This window comes from Acetobacter sp. AC2005, assembly GCF_037901235.1.
GTDB classification, from domain to species: Bacteria; Pseudomonadota; Alphaproteobacteria; order Acetobacterales; family Acetobacteraceae; genus Acetobacter; species Acetobacter oryzoeni.
This window is the reverse complement of record NZ_CP149625.1, coordinates 2,444,201-2,468,444: the sequence shown is the minus strand read 5'-3', so window position 1 is coordinate 2,468,444 and position 24,244 is coordinate 2,444,201. Positions and strand designations below refer to the sequence as shown.

The 24,244-nt window shown below is 54.1% G+C and carries 40 protein-coding genes; 11 read left to right on the top strand and 29 right to left on the bottom strand.

Translation table 11 applies throughout. The features are described from left to right. Positions 1–2 precede the first annotated feature (2 nt). The 15 genes from QQM41_RS11805 to QQM41_RS11735 form a co-directional block, all read right to left on the bottom strand. On the bottom strand, positions 3–1,160 hold the full coding sequence (locus QQM41_RS11805; protein WP_339077237.1) for a DUF3383 family protein: 1,158 nt from the start codon (positions 1,158–1,160) through the stop codon (positions 3–5). Next, positions 1,157–1,720, bottom strand: coding sequence for an LIC_12616 family protein (locus QQM41_RS11800; RefSeq protein ID WP_339077236.1), 564 nt, complete (start codon positions 1,718–1,720; stop codon positions 1,157–1,159). Before QQM41_RS11800 ends, QQM41_RS11805 begins: the two co-directional genes overlap by 4 nt. Next, positions 1,657–2,055, bottom strand: coding sequence for a hypothetical protein (locus QQM41_RS11795; RefSeq protein WP_088364723.1), 399 nt, complete (start codon positions 2,053–2,055; stop codon positions 1,657–1,659). Before QQM41_RS11795 ends, QQM41_RS11800 begins: the two co-directional genes overlap by 64 nt. Beyond that, on the bottom strand, positions 2,055–2,633 hold the full coding sequence (locus QQM41_RS11790) for a hypothetical protein (protein WP_339077235.1): 579 nt from the start codon (positions 2,631–2,633) through the stop codon (positions 2,055–2,057). The genes QQM41_RS11795 and QQM41_RS11790 overlap by 1 nt, the downstream gene beginning before the upstream one ends. Further along, positions 2,624–3,040 carry a DUF4054 domain-containing protein gene (locus QQM41_RS11785; protein ID WP_339077234.1) on the bottom strand — a complete coding sequence of 139 codons (417 nt, stop codon included), beginning with the start codon at positions 3,038–3,040 and terminating at the stop codon, positions 2,624–2,626. The genes QQM41_RS11790 and QQM41_RS11785 overlap by 10 nt, the downstream gene beginning before the upstream one ends. A 9-nt stretch (positions 3,041–3,049) precedes the next feature. After that, entirely contained in the window at positions 3,050–3,388 is a 339-nt protein-coding gene (locus QQM41_RS11780; RefSeq protein WP_339077233.1) for a hypothetical protein, read from the bottom strand. Between the two features lie 3 nt (positions 3,389–3,391). Beyond that, a complete protein-coding gene (locus tag QQM41_RS11775; RefSeq protein ID WP_339077232.1) occupies positions 3,392–4,432 on the bottom strand; it encodes a major capsid family protein in 1,041 nt (346 codons plus the stop codon). Further along, entirely contained in the window at positions 4,432–4,932 is a 501-nt protein-coding gene (locus QQM41_RS11770; protein ID WP_339077231.1) for a hypothetical protein, read from the bottom strand. Before QQM41_RS11770 ends, QQM41_RS11775 begins: the two co-directional genes overlap by 1 nt. 4 nt (positions 4,933–4,936) lie before the next feature. Beyond that, a complete protein-coding gene (locus QQM41_RS15735) occupies positions 4,937–6,382 on the bottom strand; it encodes a DUF2213 domain-containing protein (RefSeq protein WP_408874565.1) in 1,446 nt (481 codons plus the stop codon). Next, entirely contained in the window at positions 6,375–7,205 is an 831-nt protein-coding gene (locus QQM41_RS11760) for a phage minor head protein (RefSeq protein ID WP_339077230.1), read from the bottom strand. Before QQM41_RS11760 ends, QQM41_RS15735 begins: the two co-directional genes overlap by 8 nt. After that, positions 7,202–8,692 (bottom strand): DUF1073 domain-containing protein, encoded by a 1,491-nt coding sequence (locus QQM41_RS11755; protein ID WP_339077229.1) that lies wholly within the window; start codon positions 8,690–8,692, stop codon positions 7,202–7,204. The genes QQM41_RS11760 and QQM41_RS11755 overlap by 4 nt, the downstream gene beginning before the upstream one ends. Further along, on the bottom strand, positions 8,692–10,056 hold the full coding sequence (locus tag QQM41_RS11750) for a hypothetical protein (protein WP_339077228.1): 1,365 nt from the start codon (positions 10,054–10,056) through the stop codon (positions 8,692–8,694). Before QQM41_RS11750 ends, QQM41_RS11755 begins: the two co-directional genes overlap by 1 nt. Positions 10,057–10,156: 100 nt before the next feature. Beyond that, positions 10,157–10,630, bottom strand: a complete 474-nt coding sequence (locus QQM41_RS11745; RefSeq protein ID WP_019089341.1) for a hypothetical protein — start codon at positions 10,628–10,630, stop codon at positions 10,157–10,159. A gap of 136 nt (positions 10,631–10,766) precedes the next feature. Further along, on the bottom strand, positions 10,767–11,135 hold the full coding sequence (locus tag QQM41_RS11740; protein ID WP_339077227.1) for a hypothetical protein: 369 nt from the start codon (positions 11,133–11,135) through the stop codon (positions 10,767–10,769). Positions 11,136–11,170: 35 nt separating this feature from the next. After that, positions 11,171–11,614 (bottom strand): hypothetical protein, encoded by a 444-nt coding sequence (locus tag QQM41_RS11735; RefSeq protein ID WP_155468006.1) that lies wholly within the window; start codon positions 11,612–11,614, stop codon positions 11,171–11,173. Between the two features lie 297 nt (positions 11,615–11,911). Between QQM41_RS11735 and QQM41_RS11730 the strand changes: the two genes are divergently transcribed. Continuing rightward, positions 11,912–12,592, top strand: a complete 681-nt coding sequence (locus QQM41_RS11730) for a DUF4145 domain-containing protein (protein ID WP_339077226.1) — start codon at positions 11,912–11,914, stop codon at positions 12,590–12,592. A gap of 284 nt (positions 12,593–12,876) precedes the next feature. On the opposite strand, the gene QQM41_RS11725 is transcribed toward QQM41_RS11730, so the two are convergent. The 10 genes from QQM41_RS11725 to QQM41_RS11680 all read right to left on the bottom strand — a co-directional run bounded on the left by QQM41_RS11725 (position 12,877) and on the right by QQM41_RS11680 (position 17,589). Next, complete coding sequence (locus QQM41_RS11725; RefSeq protein WP_339077225.1) at positions 12,877–13,062, bottom strand: hypothetical protein; 186 nt, start codon at positions 13,060–13,062, stop codon at positions 12,877–12,879. A 108-nt stretch (positions 13,063–13,170) separates the two neighbouring features. Further along, positions 13,171–14,670 (bottom strand): replicative DNA helicase, encoded by a 1,500-nt coding sequence (locus QQM41_RS11720; RefSeq protein ID WP_339077224.1) that lies wholly within the window; start codon positions 14,668–14,670, stop codon positions 13,171–13,173. Continuing rightward, a complete protein-coding gene (locus QQM41_RS11715; RefSeq protein ID WP_339077223.1) occupies positions 14,667–15,560 on the bottom strand; it encodes a helix-turn-helix domain-containing protein in 894 nt (297 codons plus the stop codon). Before QQM41_RS11715 ends, QQM41_RS11720 begins: the two co-directional genes overlap by 4 nt. Then, positions 15,560–15,787: a hypothetical protein gene (locus tag QQM41_RS11710; RefSeq protein WP_088364743.1), complete on the bottom strand. Its 228-nt coding sequence runs from the start codon at positions 15,785–15,787 to the stop codon at positions 15,560–15,562. Before QQM41_RS11710 ends, QQM41_RS11715 begins: the two co-directional genes overlap by 1 nt. A gap of 123 nt (positions 15,788–15,910) precedes the next feature. Beyond that, a complete protein-coding gene (locus tag QQM41_RS11705; RefSeq protein ID WP_070323762.1) occupies positions 15,911–16,333 on the bottom strand; it encodes a hypothetical protein in 423 nt (140 codons plus the stop codon). After that, the gene (locus QQM41_RS11700; protein ID WP_088364744.1) at positions 16,330–16,533 is read right to left on the bottom strand and encodes a hypothetical protein; all 204 of its coding nucleotides are present in this window, start codon (positions 16,531–16,533) and stop codon (positions 16,330–16,332) included. The genes QQM41_RS11705 and QQM41_RS11700 overlap by 4 nt, the downstream gene beginning before the upstream one ends. A gap of 3 nt (positions 16,534–16,536) precedes the next feature. Further along, positions 16,537–16,809, bottom strand: a complete 273-nt coding sequence (locus QQM41_RS11695) for a DUF2312 domain-containing protein (RefSeq protein ID WP_339077222.1) — start codon at positions 16,807–16,809, stop codon at positions 16,537–16,539. After that, positions 16,809–17,042 carry a hypothetical protein gene (locus QQM41_RS11690; protein WP_339077221.1) on the bottom strand — a complete coding sequence of 78 codons (234 nt, stop codon included), beginning with the start codon at positions 17,040–17,042 and terminating at the stop codon, positions 16,809–16,811. The genes QQM41_RS11695 and QQM41_RS11690 overlap by 1 nt, the downstream gene beginning before the upstream one ends. After that, positions 17,039–17,308, bottom strand: coding sequence for a hypothetical protein (locus QQM41_RS11685; protein WP_339077220.1), 270 nt, complete (start codon positions 17,306–17,308; stop codon positions 17,039–17,041). Before QQM41_RS11685 ends, QQM41_RS11690 begins: the two co-directional genes overlap by 4 nt. After that, a complete protein-coding gene (locus QQM41_RS11680) occupies positions 17,284–17,589 on the bottom strand; it encodes a hypothetical protein (RefSeq protein WP_339077219.1) in 306 nt (101 codons plus the stop codon). Before QQM41_RS11680 ends, QQM41_RS11685 begins: the two co-directional genes overlap by 25 nt. A 42-nt stretch (positions 17,590–17,631) precedes the next feature. Here QQM41_RS11680 and QQM41_RS11675 point away from each other — a divergent pair, with 42 nt between their 5' ends. Further along, positions 17,632–17,871 (top strand): hypothetical protein, encoded by a 240-nt coding sequence (locus tag QQM41_RS11675; RefSeq protein WP_339077217.1) that lies wholly within the window; start codon positions 17,632–17,634, stop codon positions 17,869–17,871. A 2-nt stretch (positions 17,872–17,873) separates the two neighbouring features. Here QQM41_RS11675 and ssb read toward each other — a convergent pair whose 3' ends face one another. Next, positions 17,874–18,338, bottom strand: coding sequence for a single-stranded DNA-binding protein (gene ssb / locus QQM41_RS11670; protein WP_339077216.1), 465 nt, complete (start codon positions 18,336–18,338; stop codon positions 17,874–17,876). A 59-nt stretch (positions 18,339–18,397) separates the two neighbouring features. On the opposite strand from ssb, the gene QQM41_RS11665 reads away from it, so the two are divergent. Continuing rightward, complete coding sequence (locus QQM41_RS11665) at positions 18,398–18,592, top strand: hypothetical protein (RefSeq protein ID WP_339077215.1); 195 nt, start codon at positions 18,398–18,400, stop codon at positions 18,590–18,592. 128 nt (positions 18,593–18,720) lie between these two features. Here the strand turns inward: QQM41_RS11665 and QQM41_RS11660 are convergent, their stop codons facing one another. Genes QQM41_RS11660 through QQM41_RS15730 form a run of 3 tightly spaced genes read right to left on the bottom strand, consistent with a single transcriptional unit; the run spans position 18,721 to position 20,101 of the window. Beyond that, positions 18,721–19,107 (bottom strand): hypothetical protein, encoded by a 387-nt coding sequence (locus QQM41_RS11660; protein WP_339077213.1) that lies wholly within the window; start codon positions 19,105–19,107, stop codon positions 18,721–18,723. Then, complete coding sequence (locus QQM41_RS11655) at positions 19,104–19,898, bottom strand: P63C domain-containing protein (protein WP_339077212.1); 795 nt, start codon at positions 19,896–19,898, stop codon at positions 19,104–19,106. The genes QQM41_RS11660 and QQM41_RS11655 overlap by 4 nt, the downstream gene beginning before the upstream one ends. Next, positions 19,895–20,101 carry a YdaS family helix-turn-helix protein gene (locus QQM41_RS15730; RefSeq protein WP_373878374.1) on the bottom strand — a complete coding sequence of 69 codons (207 nt, stop codon included), beginning with the start codon at positions 20,099–20,101 and terminating at the stop codon, positions 19,895–19,897. Before QQM41_RS15730 ends, QQM41_RS11655 begins: the two co-directional genes overlap by 4 nt. Positions 20,102–20,193: 92 nt before the next feature. Between QQM41_RS15730 and QQM41_RS11650 the strand changes: the two genes are divergently transcribed. From QQM41_RS11650 to QQM41_RS11615, 8 genes are all read left to right on the top strand, one after another. After that, positions 20,194–20,538 carry a helix-turn-helix domain-containing protein gene (locus tag QQM41_RS11650; protein WP_050819969.1) on the top strand — a complete coding sequence of 115 codons (345 nt, stop codon included), beginning with the start codon at positions 20,194–20,196 and terminating at the stop codon, positions 20,536–20,538. Positions 20,539–20,947: 409 nt separating this feature from the next. Then, complete coding sequence (locus QQM41_RS11645) at positions 20,948–21,286, top strand: hypothetical protein (RefSeq protein ID WP_339077211.1); 339 nt, start codon at positions 20,948–20,950, stop codon at positions 21,284–21,286. 517 nt (positions 21,287–21,803) lie between these two features. Then, complete coding sequence (locus tag QQM41_RS11640) at positions 21,804–22,037, top strand: hypothetical protein (protein WP_124307091.1); 234 nt, start codon at positions 21,804–21,806, stop codon at positions 22,035–22,037. A 77-nt stretch (positions 22,038–22,114) separates the two neighbouring features. Then, complete coding sequence (locus QQM41_RS11635; protein ID WP_339077210.1) at positions 22,115–22,435, top strand: hypothetical protein; 321 nt, start codon at positions 22,115–22,117, stop codon at positions 22,433–22,435. Beyond that, on the top strand, positions 22,432–22,626 hold the full coding sequence (locus QQM41_RS11630) for a hypothetical protein (RefSeq protein ID WP_339077209.1): 195 nt from the start codon (positions 22,432–22,434) through the stop codon (positions 22,624–22,626). Before QQM41_RS11635 ends, QQM41_RS11630 begins: the two co-directional genes overlap by 4 nt. After that, positions 22,626–23,321 carry a lambda exonuclease family protein gene (locus tag QQM41_RS11625; protein ID WP_339077208.1) on the top strand — a complete coding sequence of 232 codons (696 nt, stop codon included), beginning with the start codon at positions 22,626–22,628 and terminating at the stop codon, positions 23,319–23,321. The genes QQM41_RS11630 and QQM41_RS11625 overlap by 1 nt, the downstream gene beginning before the upstream one ends. Then, complete coding sequence (locus QQM41_RS11620; protein ID WP_087651786.1) at positions 23,321–23,932, top strand: hypothetical protein; 612 nt, start codon at positions 23,321–23,323, stop codon at positions 23,930–23,932. Before QQM41_RS11625 ends, QQM41_RS11620 begins: the two co-directional genes overlap by 1 nt. Next, positions 23,929–24,132: a hypothetical protein gene (locus tag QQM41_RS11615; protein WP_339077207.1), complete on the top strand. Its 204-nt coding sequence runs from the start codon at positions 23,929–23,931 to the stop codon at positions 24,130–24,132. Before QQM41_RS11620 ends, QQM41_RS11615 begins: the two co-directional genes overlap by 4 nt. Positions 24,133–24,244: the final 112 nt, after the last annotated feature.

Genomic DNA, 24,244 nt, shown 5'->3' with positions numbered 1-24,244 from the left:
GCTTACTGCACCTCAGCAGACGAAAGGTTGATGGACTGCACGCTTTCGCCGTCCGTATAGAAGAACATGCCATCCACTGTGCCGCGCTTGGCCCGTGTTGCTGCTGTGGCTGTGGATGCGCCGGGGATAAGATACCAGCCCTGAGTTTGCAGCGTTGTGCTGATAGCTTTCCCAGCCTTGGAATTGACCTGCAGGGCTTCATCATCAGAGAGCGTCACGCCTGCCTGAATAGCGCCAAAGGAAAGCGCCAGATCAATAGTGGGCTGCACAGACGTTGAAATAATGCCGTCCCCAACCGCATCGTACGGGATAAGCCCAACGTTGGAGAACATGTCCGCCAGATTGATCTGGAAATCTGCATTCATCCATATCTGGTTCAGATAGCTATCAGCCCACGCAAACGGGCCAGACACAGAGCCATCCACGAACCAGTTGAAGGATGTATCATTGGCTTTGTAGTTGCCGTAGAAGCAGTAACCATTCCCCAGCAGGTTCGTGGCCTGTGCGTTGGAAATGTTGGACGGTGTAAGTCCAGAGAACTGACGGAACATCAGCGTTGCCCGGCCATTAGCCCGATTGGGGTTGATGGACGCTGCCCATGAAAGTGCAGCCGCAGCAATCAACGTGCCATTGCCATCCGCGTTACACACGCATGTTAGGCCCGGTGTGTTTTTGGCCTTTACAGTCGCCCCGAATGTGGCGGTCGCATTGGCTGTCAGGATGTTTGCATCTGCGTCCTGAATAACGCCCCAATAGCGGTTAGGGTTAGCAGCCATCCACGCGGCAATGGCTGTCTTGGCCGTAGCGTCTGGCTCCTGAGCGAACATGAAACCAGACCAATCACCCTCTGCATCCGCTGCGGCAGAAAGATATGTGCCGTAATCTGCATCTGCCGGAGAAGATGGAAGCTGGTAGAAATACAGGGTGGACGGCGCATCCAGCGAACCAGAATACGAGCCAAAGTAAATGCTGGCGATGCTGGCCTCAATACTGTTCACCCCGCACTTGGTCGCCACATCAGCCGCTGTAGTGAAGGAACTCACTCCTGCATCCAAAGAGGTATTCGTAGAAAACACCATCCCCTTAAGGATGTTAACCGTGCCGCTGGGCGAGATAACGCTCGGCGTTACGCTGACGATGCTTTTGATTGATAATGTCATGCCTGTGTCTCGTTGCTGGCCGCCTCTGCTTCAATCAGATCGATATGAGCGGAGTCAGCAAACTGTTGTGGAAGCGTGAAGCGGTAATTGGCTTGCAAGTGCAGGTCTGCATTCCAGTTATCTTCATACTGGTGCTCACCATTTATGAATCCCGTCTGCCGGGGATCATCCGCATAAAGCGGCGTTACATCGCCTTGTGGCCGTTCCTGCTGGAAGAATTGGCAGGCATACGGATCACGGAACAGCGTCACAATGCGTTCAATCATGTCGCCTGCCCCGGGACCGAACACGCTAACCTGCACAGTTAGATGCTCCTGCCTGCTCACTGTCCGCGTATCTGTGCCGTATTTAGAGCCGTTAGTGGCAATCTGCTGCCGCACAACAATGGTCATCAGCACAAACAGGCCAAGAGGCGCAGCAACGCGGTTCTGCTGACCTAGCCTCACCTCTGTTCCCGAAGGAAGAATGGAAAGCAGAAAGGCCCGCAGTGCTGTCGTTACATCGTCTTCGGACAGGCTTGCTGTGATGGGATCTGTCGCGCCACTATCAGCCTGCACCATTCACCGCTGCCCCATTGCTCGGGCTGGCCGACAACCAGCCATTCTGAATCATCAAAAACAAGGATATCGCCACCAAATTGATGAGCTCGGTCTATGCCCTTGATGTGCCCGTAAACGTAAACTGAGCGCACATCTGTGGACTGGTTGAGATTGGCGACCTGCTGCAAATCCTCACTGCTGGCCGCCTGCACCTGAATGGTGATCAAAGCCTCAGTGTATTCGGGGGCCACACGCCCACTAGGGAGCGTCTCGCTGCCATTGCTGGCCCGCAAGGTGGCCTGTATGCATGGATTAACCGCAGAGATGATACCCGTTACTGGCCCGAAAAGGTTCATCACTTCACCTCGCCATCAACTGCCCGGAGCATCGTGCGGGTATGTTCCAACGGGTTGTTGTAACCCTTCTTGCGTATCGTGCTGGGCGCGTTCGGTGGGTCTGACCAATCAATGATGGACTTCTGAATATCCGACACCATCAGCATAGCCACGCGACCAAGAGACGTGGCGGAATCCATGCCCGTGCGCTTCATGCTTATTGCCAGCGCATCGGCCCACGCCTGTTTGTTTTTGGCTATGGCGGTCCGAAAGAATGGCCGTGGCGGGATAACGATTTTATGCGCGGCTGTTGTCTTGGTTTCACCCTGGAAACTTTTGCCCACAAACCGCGTACCAATGCGCTCTGCCCCACGCTTTCCGACCACAGCATCCGTGATGTATTTCGTGCCGCCGGGATGATCGATTGATGCACCAAACTCCTGAATAGAAGCAATCTCGGCAACAGGCGTGCCGTCTGGATACGTGGAACCTTCCAGAAAACCTACACGCGCCACACGGGCTGTTTCTGAATTGCGCTCAAGCTGCTGCAAATACGCACGCAGCTTTGCGCCTCCACGCACCTTTGCCTTTACGGCCATGACCACGCGGGCTGCGGGCGACCCGGAACGTATCGCGCTCTACGCAAGAAAGTCGTTGCCGCCCAATAGGCCGCGCCCCACTTGGTTTGCACCCACCATGCCTGAGAATTGGTGACAGGCCCCATATCAGCCGAAAGCGATACGCTCCCTTCTGATGCCGATGCGATGCGTCCCACCACATCAGAACCACCTTGCTGCGCGCTTAAATTAAGCTGTGCCAGATGGGCCGTGATCATCCCCAGCAAAACGCCACGCCTGCCCACGTCCTGCACAGGTGAAGCGTCTGTATTGTTGAGGTACAAACCAGCCTCTTCCCACAAAGCGCCGCCAAGTCCTGCATTCACATAAGTGGCCAGCGTGGGATAACGCGCCGACCATTTTGTATAATCAAACTGCGCTATCGCCACGCCTGCACCTTACTTGGCTGGGGTAATGCCCGGAGCGGGCTTCTGAGGGTCAAGCGGTTCTGTGCCCGCCTTAACTGCTTCCTGCTCTTTGGCCTGTCCTTCCGCCTTGGCCACTGTTGGCTGCGCGAAGATCAGTTTATTTTCCAAAGGCGGAAAGCCAGCCTTCTCTTTCACCCAAGCATCCCAGAAATCAGACGGGACAGTGGTAAGGCCATACCCGCCAATCACGCGTGCAGCATTGGCACCGTTCAGCTTGTATTCTACGCCCGGCTTATTTTTCAGCCGCAGGATAACGCCGTTGGCCAGCTTGCAGCCGATAACGATGGCGCTGGATGTTGTGCCGCTCATGTCTTAAATCCCCGCCATGGTTGCAACGCCCGCAGGCATGTAGATGATCGCGCCCCATGTGCCCTGAGACATCTTCTGCTTCCACGCAGAGGATTCCGTAACAATGGCGTGCGTGCGCAGCTTTTCGGTAAAAGCTGCTTCGGCAGTTTTCTGCGTATCGACCTGGTCAACCACGGCAATCATGGTCTGTACGGTCTGGCCAATTTCATCGCCAAATTCGACAGCCTCAACAAAGCGGAGCTTCTTGTAGGTGTCCGTCAGCAGCGAAAGCGCAGACATGCCGAACTGGTTTTTACGGGTCAGCAGACCCATGCTGGTAGGAGACAGACCAATGGTAATGGCGCTGTCAGTCGTCACCATGCCGGCAGTCTGCTTACGCAGCTGGTTGATGAGGTCGATCACATCATCCTGCCGCTCTTCCGGCGTGGCGTTTTTCCATGATGTGCCGCCTGCCGCCTTGGTTTCTGGCACGATAGCCGCGTTCAGGCGCGGGTCGTTCAGGTAACCGTAGAGGCGCAGACCATCGATACCGAAGAAGTAGGTCTTGTTCTGAAACTTGTTCAGCTTGAGCGCTGCGGCTTCTCGTAGGCCAGCAGCCCACTGAATGCGCGCCTGTCCAGCAAGATCCAGTTCCTGCTCACCCCAAGTCGCAAAGACCTGATAATGATAGGACTGCCGATCAGGGAAGTTCGGATTCAGGTTCACCTGACCGTTGTTGTTCCAGTCACCATAGCTGGAAACTTCACCCGTGGTTTCGACCATGGGGAACACGGCTGTTTTGGTAACCCAATCCCCTTTCTTGACCTCACCCGCAATCTCACCGCCACGCATGGGGGAGAACGCGACCTTGATCAGATTGGGGTCAATCCACGCAGACATGAACGCGGGAATGCCCGCGTTGGCTGTCGTGGAAAGTGTAGGCTGGGCATCCATCGCCATGGCATCGGTGGCCAGAAGCGCGTTGTCTTTGATCATGCCCTTTGCATCGGGCATCACAAAGCCCAGGCGGTTAAGCTCCGCCAGTTGTGCCTGAAAATTATCCATTATGAATGATCCCACGTGGAGATTTTAACAAGCTCGCCAGCAGCGCATGTGTTGGCGGCGTAGAATTTGGTTTCGACAGAACCGGCAACCGTAGCCCCGGCTGCACCGGTGGAACCGCTGCCGTCCGTGGTGGACGCAAAGATCTTCTGCCCGCGCGTGGCTGCGGTGGATGTGTTGGCGAAGAAATCACCAGCCTGATACAGGCTGACCATGAAACCTTCGGGGACAACCATCCCGGCTTCATCGTAAAAATTGTCGATCTGGGCAGTAAGGTCACGATGCACAAAGCCATCGGGAGCAGCCTTTGAGCCTGACGGTGGCGCGTTCAGAACGGTCTGGCCGTCTGCCTGAATCCACCCGAACTTGCCAACAGTTACACCGCCAGCGCCTGCGACCAGCGCGCCCTCACCCGCCAGCGTATTCGCCGTTGGGTTCATGGATGCGAAATCCCCCGCAACGCCAAGTGCGGGCTCAACATTTACCTGCTGCTGAAATGCCATGTGATTATCCCTTCACCTGAATGCGGTTGAGGCCGAAGTTCTCGCGGAAATCAGCAGTGCCTTTGCTGTCTTGCGCGATCTTTTTTGCCGGAGCGTCAGTTACCTGAGTGCGTAATTGCGCGGCCTGCTTGAACAGTGGCTCAAGCCCGGCATCAGGAATGCCTGTGCAATCCAAGCCCATTTCTTTCAGGGCAAAGCGATACACAGCCGCAGCACTATCTAGCGCTACTTCACCGGCAAAAGGCTTCACGGCATCCCGCGCGGCATGAAGTGCATTCATGCGGGCAATCGTGTTGCGCTCTACTGTTGCGGCAACATTGGCGAGAGCCGCATCCATCGCCTGTTTGGTAATACCTTTATCCATTCCGCGTTCTTTATCCTCACGCGCAGCGCCAGCAGCTTCCGCACGACGGGCCGCTTCTTTCTCGGCATCTGCACGCGCTGCTCCTGCGGCCTCACGTTCGCCCGGAGTGTCATCCTGACCCTGCGTGGTCATAGCGGCGATGCATTTGGCAATCTGATCATCAGTAAGGCCAGCGGCCTTCATACGTTCGGCCATCTCCTGCGGATCATCGTCCGTGCCGCCTACGTTCAGACCACCGTCCGTTTCACTATTTTGAAACAGCGCCAGAACCTGATCCAGGATGTCGTCAGGCACGCGGGTCGCAAGAAGATTGCGCAGTGCGTCTGCAACATCGCCGTCCCTTGCTCCCTTTCCGGGTTCAGGGGCTCCCTGTGGCAGAGGTGTGGCTGATGTTGCGTCATCGATGGCCTTTTTGCAGACCTCAATGTCTGTATCTGCGGCCAGAAGTGGCTTGATAGCCTCCAGCAGTTTAGTGCGGCGCTTTTCCAGCGCCGTTCCATTTGTCTGTGACAATGTATTCTCCGTGGAAGAAAGCGCCGCATCTCCAATGATTGCGTGAGGAACACGCGGCGTTGCGACAAGTGCGAGATGGTTGAACACGATATCAACCATCGTCAGGCTGTAGGGCTGGCCGTTCAGCACCCCACCTTGCGGGATCGCCTTGTACGCATACCCCGCTGATACAGCCTTCAATTCTCCGCTTTCGATTGCGTCGATAGCGTCCTGCGTCCAGACCGTGAACGAGCCAACAAGGTCAGGATCTTCAAACCGCGCATCTGTCACGCTGCCGACTGTAATCTCCGCAGGATGATCCTCAGCAGAAACAGGCTGGTGCGTGAATAGAACCGGCTTGCCGCGCATGGTATCGGCGGCCTGCGCCAGCGCTGTCGGGTCGCGGTAGAGCTGGTAGATCGTTTCAGGCTCAAGCCCCAACTCACGCCAGCCCGGTATTTCACGCCCATAGTAAGGGCATACGCATGCGCTGGAGAGAACGCATTGCGTAATCCGCAAGTGTCCTTCAGGCGATTTCTCGCGCACGCTCTGCACCGCATCCAGTGCAATTTGCACGCGGTCTGTATTAACCATCGTTAAACCCCGGTAAAATAGGCCGCCATGTGCACCCGCAGTTGATATCTTCACCGGGCATCGTCCAATGCCCGTCGAGATAAAGCCCCTTCTCCAGATTGAACCGCTTGCCGTTAGCGGCCACATGCTCGGGTCGCGGGTGTCTGCTTGCGCCAGAGTGCAGCCAGATACCTTCCGAGATACCTAGATCCTGCTGTCGTCTGCGCGTTATGCTGGCCGAAACTTTGTTGTTCTGGTCTCTGGCAATCAGAGCCGCTCGGCTATCAGCAACATCAAACCGGCGCTTGATCTCATCGGTGAGCGTGCCAAGGTCACGCCCGGCCAAAGCAGACTTTTCCACCAGTTCCTGAACCTCATCCAGACATTCAGTCGGTATGGATTTAATCAGACCAATGTTTTCAGTGAGAGCCCGGTTTACCGCTTCCTTTACGGCAGGTGTTGCCTGAAACTGCACCGTAAAACCAAGATCGCGCAGACTGTTCCGAACGCTTCTGGTCGCATGGCCGGAAGCCTGCTGCACAAACTGCGAGGCGAGACTTTCGGCGTGCTTGTCAAAGTGCTCTTGCCATTGCCCCAGAATATTCGAGAACGTGCGCTTAAGGCGTTCTAGTGGCGTTTCATCCTGCGCCTGCTGTGCGTCAAACTGCTCATACGCAGCTAAGACGCGCTTGAGAACGTCCTGCCGCATGCGGGAAATATGATGCACCAGAACAGCATGATACTTCGCCCGGATACCCTGATTGGAAAAGACGGGCCGCACATTTGGCGCACGCTTTTTGCGCCCATCCGGCTCTACGGATTGAGCAATAAAGCGTGTCGTCATGAAAGATTATCGCCCCCATCAGGAACTTCTGGCGCTTCACTGCCTCGCTCTACCACGCCTTGATAAATACTCTCGGGATCAGCCGCGATCCTGTCCCGCGCCTCACTGTTCGAGATTACGCCCCGATCAATATACTCGGCATCAATATCAGCCTTGGTCTTTTCGATGGCTGCGGCTTCTTCATCGGTCGCCTGCCACAGCGTATTGAACTCGAACGTAATGCCGGGGTCTATTTCGCCCCACAGGTTCAACATGCACATATGCATGATCGTTGTGAGAGGACCGCGGAATGTGTTTTCCTGATAAGCGTGCACGCGGTCGTAAAACACCCGGATTTCGCCATCAGAAGAAGCGTTCAGGCCGCTGGGTGTAATGCCTGTGAACTTCACAAGCGGAGTCTGGGCCACTGAACACATTTGCTCCTGAGCCTGCGCTTGCAGCTTATCCAGTCCAGCCAACGCAGCATTCAGGATTTGGATTTCCTCACTATCCTTGTCCAGCAAGAACGTGCCGCGATTAGAGCGAAAGCGATTAAATGCCTCCACGCGGGCAAGCAACCCTTCTGGATCCTGCTGATAGGACGTCATGTTTGTGGACAGAGCCACAACCGAAAAGGCGTTGATCAGATCGGAAACACTCTGGCGAGTGCGCAGCCAGTTATCGACATATGGTTTGGCCATCTGAGCCAGTGAAAGACCACCAAAGTTATATGTCGGCTTAAGGATGTCTGGCACATCACGCGACACAAACCGCAGCAGCCGCGTGTGATGCACATTCGTGCCCTGCACCCACCACGTAGAGGGTTTGTAAAAATCAGAAGCGAGCGGCGTTGACGTGCTGTATTGATTTGGGGCAGCCCAGATCGGATCGACAGCAACCAACTCCCTTAGCGATCCCTTCCTGAATGTTTCGGGACGAAGCAGTAAAGGCGTGGAAACTATATCGCTCATGCGCGCCTGCCCCACATCCACATACAGCAGGCCCAGCCCGTAATATCCGTCCATTTCGGACATTTCCCGAAAACGCTCACGCACTTTCAGGCGGATGAACTCATTGCGCAACTGCTCGATACGCTGGCCTTTATCGTCCTTGCCAACAGCTTGGAAGTCAATCCATTCACGGGTTGATTCCGTGGCAAGGATTTCCACCATATTGCGGTATTCAGCCCGCTGCGCCATTTCAGCAAGGCGCGGGTATCCGAGGAAAACAACCCCTTCGGAAACGGCCTCCCCAATCCAACTCATGAGCGCAGAGCCGGTCGCAGCTCCGCTGTCCATGGCTAGCGGCGCTTGCCCATTCCCCTGCACGCCCGGTGGGGGCTTGTAGGGTTTGAACGCATCGCGCAATGACGGCGCACCAACGCTCGGGGCGATCCGGCCCCAGTCCAGCTTTTCCTTTCCGTCGGTCACAAGACGCGGCTCATCACGCACACGCGGCGGGTCCGGCTCAATGGATGGCCGGAACAGTGAGCGGATACGAGAGAGCATTAAATACGGTTCAGTATGGAGTTGAAGTTAAAAGCCTTCTTAGGCTCCGGCGCAAAAGTAAGCCCCAAAGCATCGGCAATATCAGGAGAACGCAGACCACGCTTTTTCATGGCGTCCTTACTTTCCACCAGAAGATTGCCGGAACTGTCCAGACCGTACCGAACCGTTGAAAGTTCGGCGGCCAGATCTTCTGCGTTGTCTTTGCTGTCAGCCTGAATGGAGGCATCCCCAGCACGCAACCAAGCGGCCACCTGCAGCCACAGATAATCGCGCAGTTTTGCAGGCTTGGCATCATCCGCGACAACCTCATCAGGCGCACGGCAGGCCACGTTCACGTCCACGACCGGCAACTTCTGTTCACGCAACCGATCAGCAACGCCAGCACCCACACCAACAACGTCAACGTAAATGCTGTCAGCGTCCCAGCGGCGAAAGAAATCTGCCGCCATTCCGGCTGTGGCCATCGTATCCTGCTTGGCCCTGATTTCTATTTTCTCAACGCGCGGGCCTTCACGCAGAACAAATGTTGTTCTGTCATCACCAAAGCGGGCAACGTCCACACCCAACCTGCGCTCGTATTTCCCGCTGGCAGGTTCACGCGCAAGCGCCGCTTCTGCCGTTTCCAACGGAATCAGAACGTCGTCGTCCTGCTTGGGGAAATCCCCATCAGCACGCACACGAACAACGTTTGAACCTTCCCCATACTTGCGCACCAGATTGGCGCGGTAGCTGGGATCAACCAACGGGCTGTCAGAACAGCGAAAATGAAGCGCCGTGTACAGCGCCCTGTCCTGCTTCTGAGAACGCGCAAAGAAGCCTGTGTTGCGCGTTGGGTTGCCGACCATAAGCAGGCGCGCACCGTGGGAAGAAAGCGCACCTTCCGCAACCTCGAATATCTCATCAGGGACGCCGCTGGCTTCTTCAATCACGAACATGATTGAGCCACCAGACGATGAACGCTCTACCGCCCTGTTATCATCCGTGATCTGCACGTCAGAAGCATGAAAGCCCTGCAATGCGTCAGGAGATTCCCGGCGGCTTGTGCGGGCAACAGCGTACCACTCAGCGGGCTGGCCCTTGTCGGATATCCTGTCCTGATTGCGGTCAAACAGGTTTGCCAGCCACAATTCTTCCGGCAGGCCATCTGCACGCGCTCGCTCTTCAGACCGACGCCCCCACTTGGAAAGCTCCGCCCAAAGAACGTTGTAAAGCTGTGACGCAGTCGGGGCCGTGCATGGAATGCGGCAGTATTCGTAACACTCCAGATGCCACCAGATCGCCGCAGACGTAGAGCCCGACTTGCCGACGCCATGACCTGCCCGCACCGATACCTTGGCACCCGGCGGGGCAATAGCCTCCAGCAACTGACGCTATTGCGTGGTCGGGTTAAGCCCCAAGCGCTGGCGAGCATACAGAACAGGATCTTTACGCCAGATACCGCGCAGTTTGCGGTAATCAGCAATATCAGCCTGAGTTAGAGCCATCTTCCTGTAATGCCGCGTTGAGCAAGCCGGAAACGCCGCCGCCCTTCACTTCTATCGGGCCACCGTCTGGGCCGGAATGCTCTTGAGTAATCTTATCGCGCCATTTGTCTTTCTGGCGGTTTTTTAGCCAAAAGATACCTGCGGCAGTATCGGGGGGATAATGCTCTTCATAATCAACAACCAAAGGGCGCCCTTGATCATTAAAGATCTTCACTGCCTTATGAGAATATCCAAGAGCGCGCTGGAAAAGACGATCAGCCACCTCAGCGTCGGCTAAATCTTTCCCCTTTTTTATGGACTCAAGAAATTCAGGATGCGCAGATTTCCAGGCATTTATTGTCTGCTCACTTACCTCGAAAAAATCTGCTAAATCCTGATCTGTTGCACCGAGAAGGCACAACTTCCTTGCCTGCTCAGCAAATCCTTCTTGGTACTTGCTGGGCCGTCCGGCCATATCCAACACTCCAGAATGAAAAATGCGCTTCCTGTCTTAACGCTGCTAATTTAAGGCGGCACGTTTTGCCCATGCCGTTGACCAATACCTACTACACGGGAGCCAACGGTTAGAGAGAACAGGATGGCGATGCGCGCTACATCGTTAAAGGATGGCCGCCCCCGAAACTGTTTTCGAACTGCCGCAACATTGCTTCGCGCTGAACACGCCCACCGACTGCAATCAGCAGCGCATTGGAAGCGCGCCCTGATACATTCCCGCGCATCAAACCAAACCGTGGCCAACACCGGATACGCACATCAGGACGAAGCCCCGCGTTCGCGCATTCCAGCATCGACAGCGGAAGGTCAGCACGGTGCCATGTATTTTCTGTTGCAGGCATGATGCCGCAAAGAAGCGACAGGCCGGACACGATGCCAACACACAGGGCGTCACAGCGCTTGAAACGCACGATGTCGCCATGCCTGAGTATCTGCATTTTGTCCGGGTAAAGAAAAAGCCGCACTGTGGCGGCTTGTGAACGTAGTTATTGCATTGTGGTTAAACGTATACAGAAACCTCGCTAGGGGTACAAGTCTTTTTATTTTTGCACCGCAGCGACCTATAGAACTCGTTCAACTGGCCCAGCAGCATTGCGCATTGTGCCGATATTTTTCTATGGGCGGACCCTGATGATACGCGCGGAAAGAACATTTCCCCCAACTGCCGAAAACTCAACTCATCCACCAACATCAACCGTAGGATCTGGTTTGCCCGCTCACCCAAAGCCCTGCGCACATCGAACAACCGCCCTGCGGCATTTGCCCGCGTCATATTCCAAGAAAGATCATCATGCTTCACAGTTGTGTCCGACACATGATTTTCTGGAAATTCGATGATGCCTTCATACGCGAAGGTATAATCCCTATACCAACGCTCACCTGCGTTTGCATCGTCCTGCGTGATATCGCCAGCGTTAAGCAATGATTGCACGGTTGTCAGCACGCGGGGTGGATTACCCCGAGTGAAAACAGATTTCGCCGCCCGTTCAGGCGTAGGCCCATTATCTTGCGCGTGGGGGATAATGCAGCGTGGCCGGGCGATTACTTTATTCACGTTTATTCCCCTTTTATAGCTACGCGCGAAATAAGAGCTATAACGAGAGCCCTCTGGACATCTGGAGAAGCGAGACGATACTCATTCATTAAGGCACTAGCTCTTGAAGCTGGATCAGAAGTCGCGCATGTCCGTCTGACCAATCTTTCGGCTAACTGGTGCGCAACATTCTGTGGATTGATTTGTATGGCGACCATTGCTCTTGACTGCCCTCGCTGCTCTCAAAAAAACATTACGATGGATATTTGTGGATATCTTGATTCCGATGGAGGCGGCGGAAGATCTTACAATCTTGCCTGTTTCTGCCGAGGGTGCTTCCTGCCTGTCGGATTAAAAATCACTGATGCGCCAAGGAATCTCCTAAGCAGCAATGCGCATATAATTACGTTGCCGTTAAATATCGCATTGAGCCGAGATGTCGACATTACTGCGCGTGTTAAAGTTTCTAATATATCACCACCGCCTCCCAAACCGACTGCGCCTCTCTTCCTGCCAGATAATGTGGAAAGGGCCTTCATTGAAGGAGAGCGTAGCCGGATCTCTGGTAATGTTTGTGCTGCCGGCATGACATATCGACGCTCGCTTGAATTGGCCACTAAAGATAAAGCTCGGGATATTCCCGGAGCTTCTGGGAAATCGCTTGCTGCTCGCATACGAATACTTGCTGAAAACCAACTACTCACACCCGATATCCGCGATTGGGCAGACCACATCCGAATAATAGGCAACGAATCAGCACACGATGAAGACGAGCCTTCTCCCCAAGAAATTGCAGACCTTGGCAATCTTACACGCATGATGCTTGTCTACCTTTATGAATTACCTGGGCAAGTTCAAAGAATGAAAGGGGAAGAAGCGAAGGAATAATTACCCACCCAATCCTGCAACAATTTCAAAAAACGCCAACATCAGCCAAAGCCCGATCACGATGCGTGGCGGTGTGCGGTCAGTCGCGCGCATTCTTGACCAACTCTTTCTGCGCCTCAGTCAAAGGCACGCCAGCCCGCACATTCTGCAATGCACAGGCCACATTCCAATCAACCGGTGGAGCGTATGTTCCCACGTTACCGGGCTTCAGAAAGTCTGGTAGGTTTTCGCGCCAATTCATACGTTGATGGAATCACGAATTGCCCAGAAAGTACAGGGAAAACTTACCCTTTCGGCCCCTTCATCCAATCATCCCGAAGCGGCAGGATTTCCTCATCCAGCAACCCCGGCTCTGGCTCGTGTATGGGCGGCAGATTGGTGTGTGGCTCTTGCGCTGTTTCACGCCGGTTTGTCGGCCATTCGTGCCAGCCTATTAGGTCGGCACCCACAAAATCTCCGATTATCAACATACCCCTAAAATCCCCATATCTTCCCGCAGAGTGCGCCATATCCGCTTCTGCTGTCATTTATCGTTCTCATGCTCTAACCACGCTCTCCGTGAAACCTCGTGGCTGTTTTTACCATGCTGGGCTTTCTTCACCCTCGGACATGTCGCGGAACCATGTTTGCGGCCCATTGAACAGCATTGGGATATCGCCGGTGCTGCCTTGGCGATTCTTGTCCACAATCCAGACGGCCTTACCTCGCGATGCATCCAGCTTGCGGTAGTAGTCCTCCTGCCGCTGCATGAATTTATCCATCGTCTCGCCCTGCTTCTGCTCCGGCAGCCCCTCTTTCGCGAGATAGTATTCCTCCCGGTAAAGCAGCACGATCATGGAGGCGTCCTGCTCCAAGTTGCCGCTATCTCGCAGGTCAGCCCCTGTTGGCCGCTTGTTGTCCCGTTTTTCCACGTCTCGGTTCAACTGCTGCAACGCGATCACTGGCACGTTCAGAGATTTTGCCATGGCCAACAGATCGGCGGAGATTTCGGAAACTTCTGCATAGCGTCCTTGCTTTCGCGCTGTTTGGGAGCCACGCATCAGCGCCAGATAATCCACCACAACCATGGCTAGCCCCTTCTTGGAGCGCGCCATACGCCGCGCAACGCTGTAGAGCTTTGCGACCGTGATTGCCGGAGTATCGTTGATCACCAGCGGGATCTTAGCAGCGTCTAGCTGGGCTGATACAATTCGATCCCACTGCTCCTGCCTCAACGGTGTGCCTGACGCGTATTCGCCTTGCCCGACTTCTTCGCCGCGGTTCTTTCCGGAACGGATGCACTGAACGGGAATATTGGTTTTTGCAGCAAGGAGGCGCTGGGAAATCTGCCGGTCACTCACTTCGCCAGACCAGTAGAGAACCTGCTTGCCCGTTGCTTTGGCTGCCCGAATGGCAATGCCAACCCCCGCTGCGGTTTTCCCCATTGCTGGACGGCCTGCCAGAATGGTCAGCGTGCCGTTTTCCAGACCCCCGGACATAGCATCGAACCGAGCATATCCAGTTGGTGTTCCGATTACGCCATCAATCTGCGAAGCCCTTTGCGCCGCCTCTAGCACGGACGCCATGGAATCACTCACGCCAACCGTCCGAATGTCCGAACGATCACGGCTGATGGTCAGCATGGCTTCCTCAACGTGATCGACAACATCCTGCGCCGTCCTACCATCTGGGCGTGTCACCATTTCCCGCATATCACCCGACAGTTCGAGCATCTGCCTACGCACCCACAGATCCCGCACCGTTTCCGCGTAACGCCGGTTTCCCATCACACCCACAAGGCTTCCGGTGATGATCGGAGCAATCTTCTCCCATCCACCGGCGGCCTCCACTTCCGGGCTGCCGACCAAGACCTGCCGGAGCATGATCGGGTTTGGCTCTGTCCCGGCGATGATCAGGCGTTCGGATGTTTCGTAGATCAGACGGTTGAGCGGAGAGTAGAAATATCGCGGCTCCAGCACATCGCAAACATCGTCATAAACGCGGGAATTTGTCATAACCCCGCCAAGTATGGCTTGCTCAGCTTGCAGATCGAACGGCATTTCAGCGCCTAGCTCTGCCCTGTCAAATGTGCCGCTCATGCCGCCTCTCCCTGCGGAATGTTGTGCTGCGCCATCCACGCGGTTTGAAACTCACGCATCGAAATGGGCCGCTCCTGACGCCCGATCGCATTGCGAGCGTAGAGCGTGTAATCCTTGCCCATCTGGCGCGTCCATTCTGGCTCCGCTGCAGCGGCAGTCGCCTCAGAAGCGGCAATGGCGCCAGAGGCCAGAGCTTCCTGCACGGGAATGCGGAACCATGCCGGCGGCTTGCCTTGCCCGGCACCGCGCTCGCATTTCTCGCGAATGGCAGAAAGGATCACCTCTCGGGCAGCATCGTATCCGTAACCCCGGTCTCGGGCATCAGCCAGCCATTGGCGAACCTCTCCCGTTCGAACCATCGGCTTCGCCGGATCAACGCCAGCCGCATCGAGAACCTCGTTGCCAAGACGCATCCAGTTTGCACTCACCCAATCAGCGTCCGGCGCATGCTTAGCGCTTAATGGTTCTTTACGGTTCTTTACGGTTTGTCGGTACGTCGTACCGGTCTGACCGGTACCAGATACCGGTTGGGTGGTATGTGGTACCGGGTAACCGGTATCTGGTACCGCGGTATCTCGTACCGGTTGACTGGTATCTCGTACCGGTTGATCGGTACCAGATACCGGTATCTCATTCTGGCTTTCGATGCTCAGACGGTATGTTTTGGAGCGCGTTCCACTCGAAACACGAGTAATAAATTCCCCCTGCTCAAGCTGCTTGAGGGCGTTCCGAACAGCCTTGTCACAGGCCCCAGTCATGTCGCAAATGGTGCGCACAGACGGCCAAGCAAGCCCATCGTCATTCGCACGCTCAGCAAGCGCCACAAGCACGAATTTCTGACAAATAGGCAGATGCACAGAATAGGCCCAATCTCTCGCCCGGGCGCTCATTACAGCGCCTCCCATTCACGCATATTCTTGAAAACAGATGCCTCTGTCTCATACAGTTCATCTATCTCGGCATCTGAATAGCCATAGTTGATGGCATCTTTCAGCGCAGACATGAGCGCACGCCGGCAGGCCAATATTCGGCGCATACCTTCTGTCCTGATGATGTTTTCAGGGGTGGAAATCAGCTTTAAATCATTGTACACTGGTGTTATAGCGTGATTAGCCATCGTCTTGCTACTCCAAGATTGTGGTCAGAAGGCCGCTGGTTCGGGGGAGCCGGGCGGCCTTCGTCATGTTAGCAGGGTTGCGCCCCGTTGGGTACGGGGTCGCAGGTGAAAAATTACTGATAATCACGGCAATATCTCCGTAATCGTCACCACTGTTTTTTGGTCGCATAAACGGCTTTTGACAGCGCGAATATCGAACGTGGCATATTCCGGCCCATCGTCCACAATGAAGCCCAGACCGCGTTTATTCCGCACACGCTGGCGCGCTCCCGGCTTCCTTACATTGAGCAACTTTGGTGTGGTTAGGCTATCAATCAGGAACTTGGCCCCACCCTGTACGCCGTCATGATCCGGCGTGCCACAGGAATGACGCTCAATAGATACATGCGCTTTCTGAAATGGCTCAGGAACGCGCATGTTAACAGTCGCGCAGGCAACAGCGCGGGCCATCTTCTGGCGCATCCGTGTAAGCGCAAAACGGCTTTGGCCTATGCTGTGGTTTAGCAATGGATAGGGTTCAGGAAGCTCAAAGCGAATTACCCTCATGCGAACCGTCCTGCGCCATCACGGCGGCGGCCAAGGCGTAGCGCATTGTTCTGCAAACGGAGCTGCCGGTTTTCTTCGCGCAATCTGATGTTTTCAGCATTCCGGCGCGTGACAGCCTCCAGAAAGCGGGCATTTTCTGCCCGCAGTTGAGTGTTCTCACGCTGGAGTTTAGCGTCTGGGGATAGGAGCGTTTTCAACATGGCTTACATCCCAAGCGCACGGCGATAAACGTCAAGCAAGGTTTCCTGTTCTTCCACTTCGGCAGGCTCCTGCTTACGAATACGGATGATCTGACGCAGCACTTTCACATCGAAGCCAGCGGATTTCGCTTCGGTGAATACGTCCTTAATGTCTCCTGCCAGAGCCTTGCGCTCTTCTTCCAGGCGCTCAACGCGTTCGATTATAGAGCGCAGGCGGTCAGCGGCAATGCCGCCAACGTTGGCAGTCTCATTGTGATCTTTTGGAAATTCAGTCATCAGATTTCATCCATCAGGTAATATTCGGCAGGCGGCTGAAAGCGCTTGATCCCGGCGGCGAGAAGAACCTCATTGGTATATCCCTTGGCCGTTTTGGCATTGTGTTGCTTGCAGAGTGCTGAACGGGTTATCCCAACCTTTCTTGCGAAGGCTGATTGCGACCCGGCTTTGTTGATTGCGCGGTCAACAATTCTGAAAACATCAGCATCATCCATGCTGTTGCCGCGCTTCATTCTCCACCTCCCCACGTAATCCGTGTTGACGGAGAAGCTGCAATAATGACCGCCCGCAGCCTGTCGCTCGTCTTGTCTAGTTCAGCACGAAGCCTTTCGTTCTCACGCGCAAGAACCTCAAAACTTTCACGTTCTGCGCGCAACGAAACCCAAACGTCCTGCCGCAAAAAAGCGAAACCAAGCAGGCCCATGCGGATCTCAAAGAACCCATCGCCCCGGTCAAAGCCGAAGCCACGCCATTTCAGAGTTTGGATTGCTGTAGGCATTTCCTTGTTTCTTCGACCATCTGGCCGACCTTCTTCTCCAGCTCAGGGCAGTCCGCCATCAGGACAATCAAGTCCTGCATGCGAGGCGCATTCATGCCGTAGAACCAATTTTTGAAAGCTTTTACCGACCAGCCGCGTGCGCGTGACACTCGTTTGGCAGCGTTTCGTAAATCCCCGTAACGGCGCTGCATGGCCTCACTGACCGTTTCAGCGCATGTTTCGTTCGAGGGAATTGGGGTGACATTTCGGGAAAGATTTTCCCTAAAAAGTTCCATGCTCATCGTCCATTCTCCGTTTTGCAAGAACGGGAGATCGGAGAAACGATGAAGAAGGAGACTGAATTCGGAACTGTAGAATTCGGGGGCACATACTCCCCCGATTTACTGAATGCCTGCGATACAGCCCCAGACATCCCGCACGGCACGCCGTTCCTTTGGAACGCCATTGTGCGCAACGCGATCATCTGGGCGCAGCTCAACCCCCACGCCACCATCAGGCAGCGCGTGCTTTTGCTACAGGACGTAGCCGACAAGCTGGGGGTTGATGCGGCGTGCATTGGTTAGGCTCAGAACGGAATGTCATCGTCCAGATCGGGATTGCCTTGCGGGCTATCCCATCCACCGGACTGCTGATTGTTCTGGCTGCGGCCCTGCTGTTGGCGCGGGGCATCGCCTGCGTCTTTATTATCCAGCAGCACCAACTCGCCACGATAAGCCGCAAGAACGACTTCCGTTGTAAAGCGCTCTACGCCGCCTTGATCCGTCCATTTGCGGGTTTGCAGGGAGCCTTCCAGATATACCTTGCGGCCCTTACGCAGGAAGCGCTCGGCTACATCTGCAAGACGTTCATTGAAAATAGAGACTCTGTGCCACTCGGTGCGCTCGCGTTTTTCGCCAGATGCGCGGTCATTCCATGTGTCACTGGTGGCCAGCGAGAAAGACACGATCTTCGCGCCGCCCTGCGTGGTACGCACATCCGGATCTTTGCCCAGATTGCCAACAAGCGTGACCTTGTTTACGGAGCCGGCCATTAGAACCAACCCATGCTGGAAGCATATGAATTGCAGCTATCACAAAGGAAGCGGCATTTATGGCGCGTTGTAAAAACCTTATGGCATCTGCTGCATGGGCGCGTGCGAAAATTGGGATTTTCAGAACGCACATGAGTATTACCAATGGAGGTCATTTTTTCCTTCAGTTTAGTAACAGCGCCCCGCTGCGCTTCCCCGCGCCTTTTCAAGCTGTCTTCCAAACGCTTTTTCTTGACTTCATCAGAAATCACTAATGCGGAGCTTGCCTTCCACTGGCAGCTACCCACAGTGCGGTTGAGCGCGGAGCAGATCGCTGCCCAACTTTTCCCCGCATTCACCATGCGTTCGAGGGATTTCACTTCCGCCGCAGTCCACGCCCTCATCACACACCCTCCCCGTCCGTACGGGTATGCGTACAAGGCTGCATGACCGGCTGGGTGTATGGGGTTACCGTTTCAGTGCGTGAGGGAGTCGTAACCTCCCCCACGCTTTCACCATCTTTTGGAGAGGATGAATTCGATGGCGCTTGAAAAACCACACCCGAACCAAGCTGTTCTTGAGAGGATGCATCTTGAAATGGCAAAGCAGACAGCAACCCTTCAGAGGATTGAGAAACTGTTGAGGGAACTGGTGCAGAAAGAAGCCAATTAAGGAGTTCTTCGGCCTCGGCAATGCGATCTACCATAAGGCCGGGGCCAGTTTGCATAAGGGCCCATGCACGCTGATCCTCTTTCGTCATATTATGGATTGATTCAGCAACGTAACTCATCGCGTAGCCTCCTGCGCTGGGGTGCGAGAAATAGCCAGCAGCGGAGTTTCCGCAAACATGAAGCCAATTTGCGTATCCACTGATGGGAAAGAGCGATTGAACATGTCATCGAAATGAGAAATCGAAACTGCGTTGGCGAGTAATGCACCAACTTTGTCGAGATGTTGCCTTAGGCGAGGCATATGCTTCTCCCTAAGCACCTGATGATGCTTGTGAGCGCGTACATGTTCCTCATCTGCTGGGTTGGCGCTGCGTATGGCATCTAAGCCAAGCGCTCCAAACAGAAATTGATACACGTAGCGATTGATGAAATGAGAACAGTTAGAGTGATTGCCAATGGCTGGACGCCGCAACCCAAGAACACGATGCAGTTCAATAAAGAACGTAGCGGGATATTCCCGCTGCCACTGGCGCACCTGATCGTTAATGAGTTGAAGACGGAAGAACTCAGGAAGCGGAAGGTGTCGTTCTGCCTTGCGGCGCAGGGCCACAAAAGCCTTAGTCAGAAGAATAGCTATTTGACGCGCTTCTGGTGTATCTGCTCTGTAGGTCATGTGAACGGCTTGCCGCTCTGTCAACCAGTAGATTTTCTCGGGGCGGCCACCAGAGGACTTTTGCGCCAGTGTGGCGCAAAAGTCGAGTTCCTTTATATCATCAAGGTTTTTCCGAATTACTTTTCGAAAGTTACGCACTTCGGCATACCCAAGATGATTGGAAAGCTCCACATCACTGATGCGCAGTTCGCCATCGTCCTGCCGCTCAATCTTGAAGGGAACGATGTCGGCAGTCATTGGGCGGCATCCCTTACTGGGGTGCGCTTGAACAGGTCGGGGCGCAGTTCTTCGCGGGGGATGCCGAAGATACGCTCAATAGTGGGGCAATGATGGGGGGGGATGCGCTTCCACCCAAGAACGGTTGAGTGGGCGCGGAGACCGAGTTTCGTGGCAACCGCAGCACAGCCACCCGCTCTCTTGAAAAGCTCTTTAGGTTCCATGCCCCGAATGTCGCACATACCGACATTCTCGGTCAATAAAAAATGTCGCTAATACCGACTCGTAATTTTTCATTACATGCGAATGTTCACTTATGAATCATGCGGAAACAATGGGTGCCCGTCTCAGGGCGCTGCGGCGGGCTAAGGGTCTAGTGCAGGCGGCTGCCGCAGAGGCTATTGGAATAAGCCGCAACCATCTTACTGAAATTGAAAACGGGAAAGACCCCGGATTTCAGACATTTTGTGCCCTAGCTGATTTTTATCAGGTTAGCATGGACTACCTTTATCGAGGCATTCCTTCTCCGAACACGTCTGCGCAAACTCTCGATAATGCTGAGGAGGCTGCTTGGCTCGGGCTCTGGCGCGACATGAACGAGAAACAAAGACGGATGGCGCTTGCTCTGATACAGGCCGCCATCGATACCGATGCTGCTTAACCCCTCGCCAGTGATTCTGTGTGCCCGTAACATGTGGCGAGTATGTCAGAACGAAACGTGAACATCAATAGCATATCAAACCCAGATAGCAAGCGAACGAGGAAGACACTCAGATGAATAATAATAATATTCCTCCCCATACACCTATTAATATGGCTCCTATGAATGCTGGAGATCAGGCATTTTACCTTCGACAAAAGCGGTTACTGGACTTTTTGAACGAGCGTAGAATTGTCCTAAAATGTGTTATGTGCGGCACGGTGGGCGGGTTTCAGCTTATAGGGTATAAGCATGAAACAACAGTGATCCCTACATCGACTCTTGGGCAATATTACCCAACCTACGCGGCAGCCTGCGGTCATTGCGGATTCATTCACGAATTTTTTGCACCTATAGTGGACTTCAGCTGATGGCTGACAACGTAATAAGAGATGTTTTCTCTGGAAGCGGAACCCCGCCATCAGGTATTGACGGCGGCGGTGGCCCTCCCCATGATTCAGATATGGAAAGACGCATAGGCAAACTTGAAGACAAGATGGATAAGGTTCAGGACGCCCTGAATGCCATACAGGTGACGCTTGCCGAAATTAAAACAACTATGGCGACCAAAGACGATCTGTCAAATGTTCGCGTCGAAGTAGCCGAGATGAAAGGTCGCATCGCTAAGCTGCCATCTCTCGCCCAGATTGCTGCATTGCTAGCAATAGCTGGAGCGATTTTTAAGGGACTTTCCTTCATTCACACGTGACCTATACGAATTTCATTCTTCGCTAGGCACATCTCCCACACTACCCAAAACCTCAGGCTCTCCGTAATTAGCTTGATAGCTTGGGCTCCATCTTTCTCCCCCTTCCGGCATGAATTTCTGTTATACAGTTTTAGTGTCAGGCAGAAGGGAGAAAGAAATGCCCCGCCTCACTATCGCTGGTCTACCATTCCCCCATTGGTGGCCTGTCGGTTTTTATGTCATTCTTCTGGAATCGCAATATTGCGACGCCGAAGACGATGAAGAATCGAAAGAAGGGGCCGACGAGGAACGGTAGACTAGCTGAGACAGAAATCCCGCCCTAACCCGGCGGGATTTTTTGCCCAATCCCTGCCCTTTTCTCGCCCAAGCACGGGCAAAGTCACGCCAATCATCCCGCCCCAAATTCGGAGCGGGATATTTTTTATGTGCCAATGTCGTAATGTGCGACATTTCTTGTTGACAAGATATGTCGGTATGAGCGACATAATAACCCATCACGAACAAAAGGTGATGGGCGATGAACACTCTCCAAAACAAAGAATGGCCAGAACGCATTGGAAGCGGTGCGCGGGATGTATGCGACTGGTTGCAGTTTACGGCACTGGGGCAGTTGTTCTGTCTGGCTGTGTTTTTCTACGGCCTGTTCGCGCTCATCGTTTTCACGGAACCGGGCCGCAAAATTGCTGAATACCTGATCGAGCTGGTCGTCATGATCGGCTGCAATCTGTTCGGCGCTCCCTACCCCTACTGATGCCGCAATGTTTCCCGCTGTCCGCAGCGGGTTGCATGGCCGCATTGGCCGAATGTTTCTCCACAAAGGAGTAGAAAATGGCTTACACAAACAAGGCGTACGCAAACGCCGTGCGTGATGGCATGTTTAATACAGACGATGTGCCAGCGCATGTAGCGCGTGAAATCCGTGAATATGAAGCGGCAATAGATCAGCACTGCCAGATCATCATGCGTATGCAGCGGGATGAGTTTTCAGACCGCGGTTTTGCAGACACGATGATCGAATACTCAGAAGAAGCTATCGGCGATATGGTCTGCGCAGTGCGTGAACTACGCGAAAAGCGGAAGGAAAGCATTAAGTCTGCTGCCCTGTCGCATAATGACGACATGCGCAAAGTTGCGGAGTGTGCGGCATGAGCGCGTGGAATGAACACGAAGCAGTCGTGCACTCGCTTATTCTGCAGCATGTCCCAGATGATAAACGCGACATGGCAATGAAGGCACTTTCCAATCTGACACGTGAATACGTGCGGCTGGAATTGCAAAATTGGGACGCCATGGAAGCCGTAAGGAGTGCGCATCCGTTTCGTGCTCTGGAGGCTGCGTGATGGCTCTCAAAATCTACAAGGATCTGGAGCAAGGAACAGATGAGTGGTTTCAGGCGCGTTGTGGAGTGTTGACCGCAAGCCTAATCGGTAAGCTACTCACCAAGACTTGCTCTGCCATTGCAAAGAACGATACGGCCGAGCGCGTCATTCTGGACATTCTGGGCCAGCGCGTAAATGGAATTGGAGATGAAAGTTTCCAGACCTTTGCGATGCAGCGCGGACATGAAGACGAAATGGAGGCGAAGATCCTCTATTCCAAGCATGTCGCACCTGTATCCGAAATTGGCTTTATGACGAATGATAAATGGGGATTCACCCTTGGTTATTCGCCAGACGGACTTGTGGGTGAAGACGGTCTGATTGAATGCAAGTCACGGCTTTCAGGACTGCAAATGCAGACAATCTGCTCCCAGAACGTGCCTATCGAATACATGCCCCAGATACAGACCGGCTTAATGGTCTCTGGTAGGCGCTGGCTAGACTTCATCAGCTTCCCTGCCCTTGGCGGCGGAAAGATGATGGTCAAACGTGTTTACTCAGACCCGAAGTTTCAGGCGCTTCTGCTGGATGCAGCTGCACACCTCGAAGCCAAGATCAAAAGCTACCAGGCCGAATATGAGGCCGCCCTACATAACCCAGACCTGCGCCTGATCGACACGGAACGGCGGGAAAATCCTGAGGAGATCATGGTATAATGGTCGATCTATCAAAAACCATCATCGCTAAGTCAGATCAGCTTAATGCAGATGATCTGCTAGGCGGCCCGATTACGATTACCATTGAAGATGTAAAGCAAGGCAATGCGGACCAGCCTATCGCTGTGTTTTATAAAGGCTGCAATGGCAAGCCATGGTATCCGTGCAAATCCATGCGCCGCGTTCTGGTGGCTATCTGGGGCAATGATGGGAAAACATATGCAGGGAAATCCTGCACGCTTTACCGTGACCCAGAAGTAAAGTTTGGCGGCATTAAAGTAGGCGGTATTCGTGTCAGCCATATGAGCAATATTGACGAAAATGTTGCTCTTGGCCTGCAAGTTACGCGTGGAAGCAAGAAGCTTTACACGGTCAAGCCGTTGCGGACTGAGAAGCCACAACCCCCAGCAGACCTGCAAGAGCGCTCCCAGCGCGCAATGGCAGCAATCAATAATGCAGCTGATGTTGCAGCTCTCCAAAAGATCACAGGCTCGAACAATTACCGGCTTTTGCTCTCCCAGCTTGACCAGTTCGATGCTGCGCAATCGGAAAATGTCAAACAAGCCGCCTCTGCCAAAGCGAGCGCCCTCAATGAAGGAGAATTCGCATGATCCTCTTTTTTGATACGGAGACTACAGGCCTTCCCGACCGATACACTCCCCTCAATTCCGACCGGCAGCGGTGTGCGAAAATATGTGATGAATTCACGCCAGATAAAGGCAGCATTGCAGATGATGCCTTTCTTACAGGTCGATATCTAGCCCTTGCGGGAATAGCAGAAAAAATCCGCAATCTAGGATCCGCGCCATGAGGACGAGAAAGGAACAGGTATCCGCTCTAGCATACGCCTTATTCAATAAACATACGGATATACATGAGTGCATCGCCATTGCGAACAAATACACCCAAGAGGCCGAGGAACG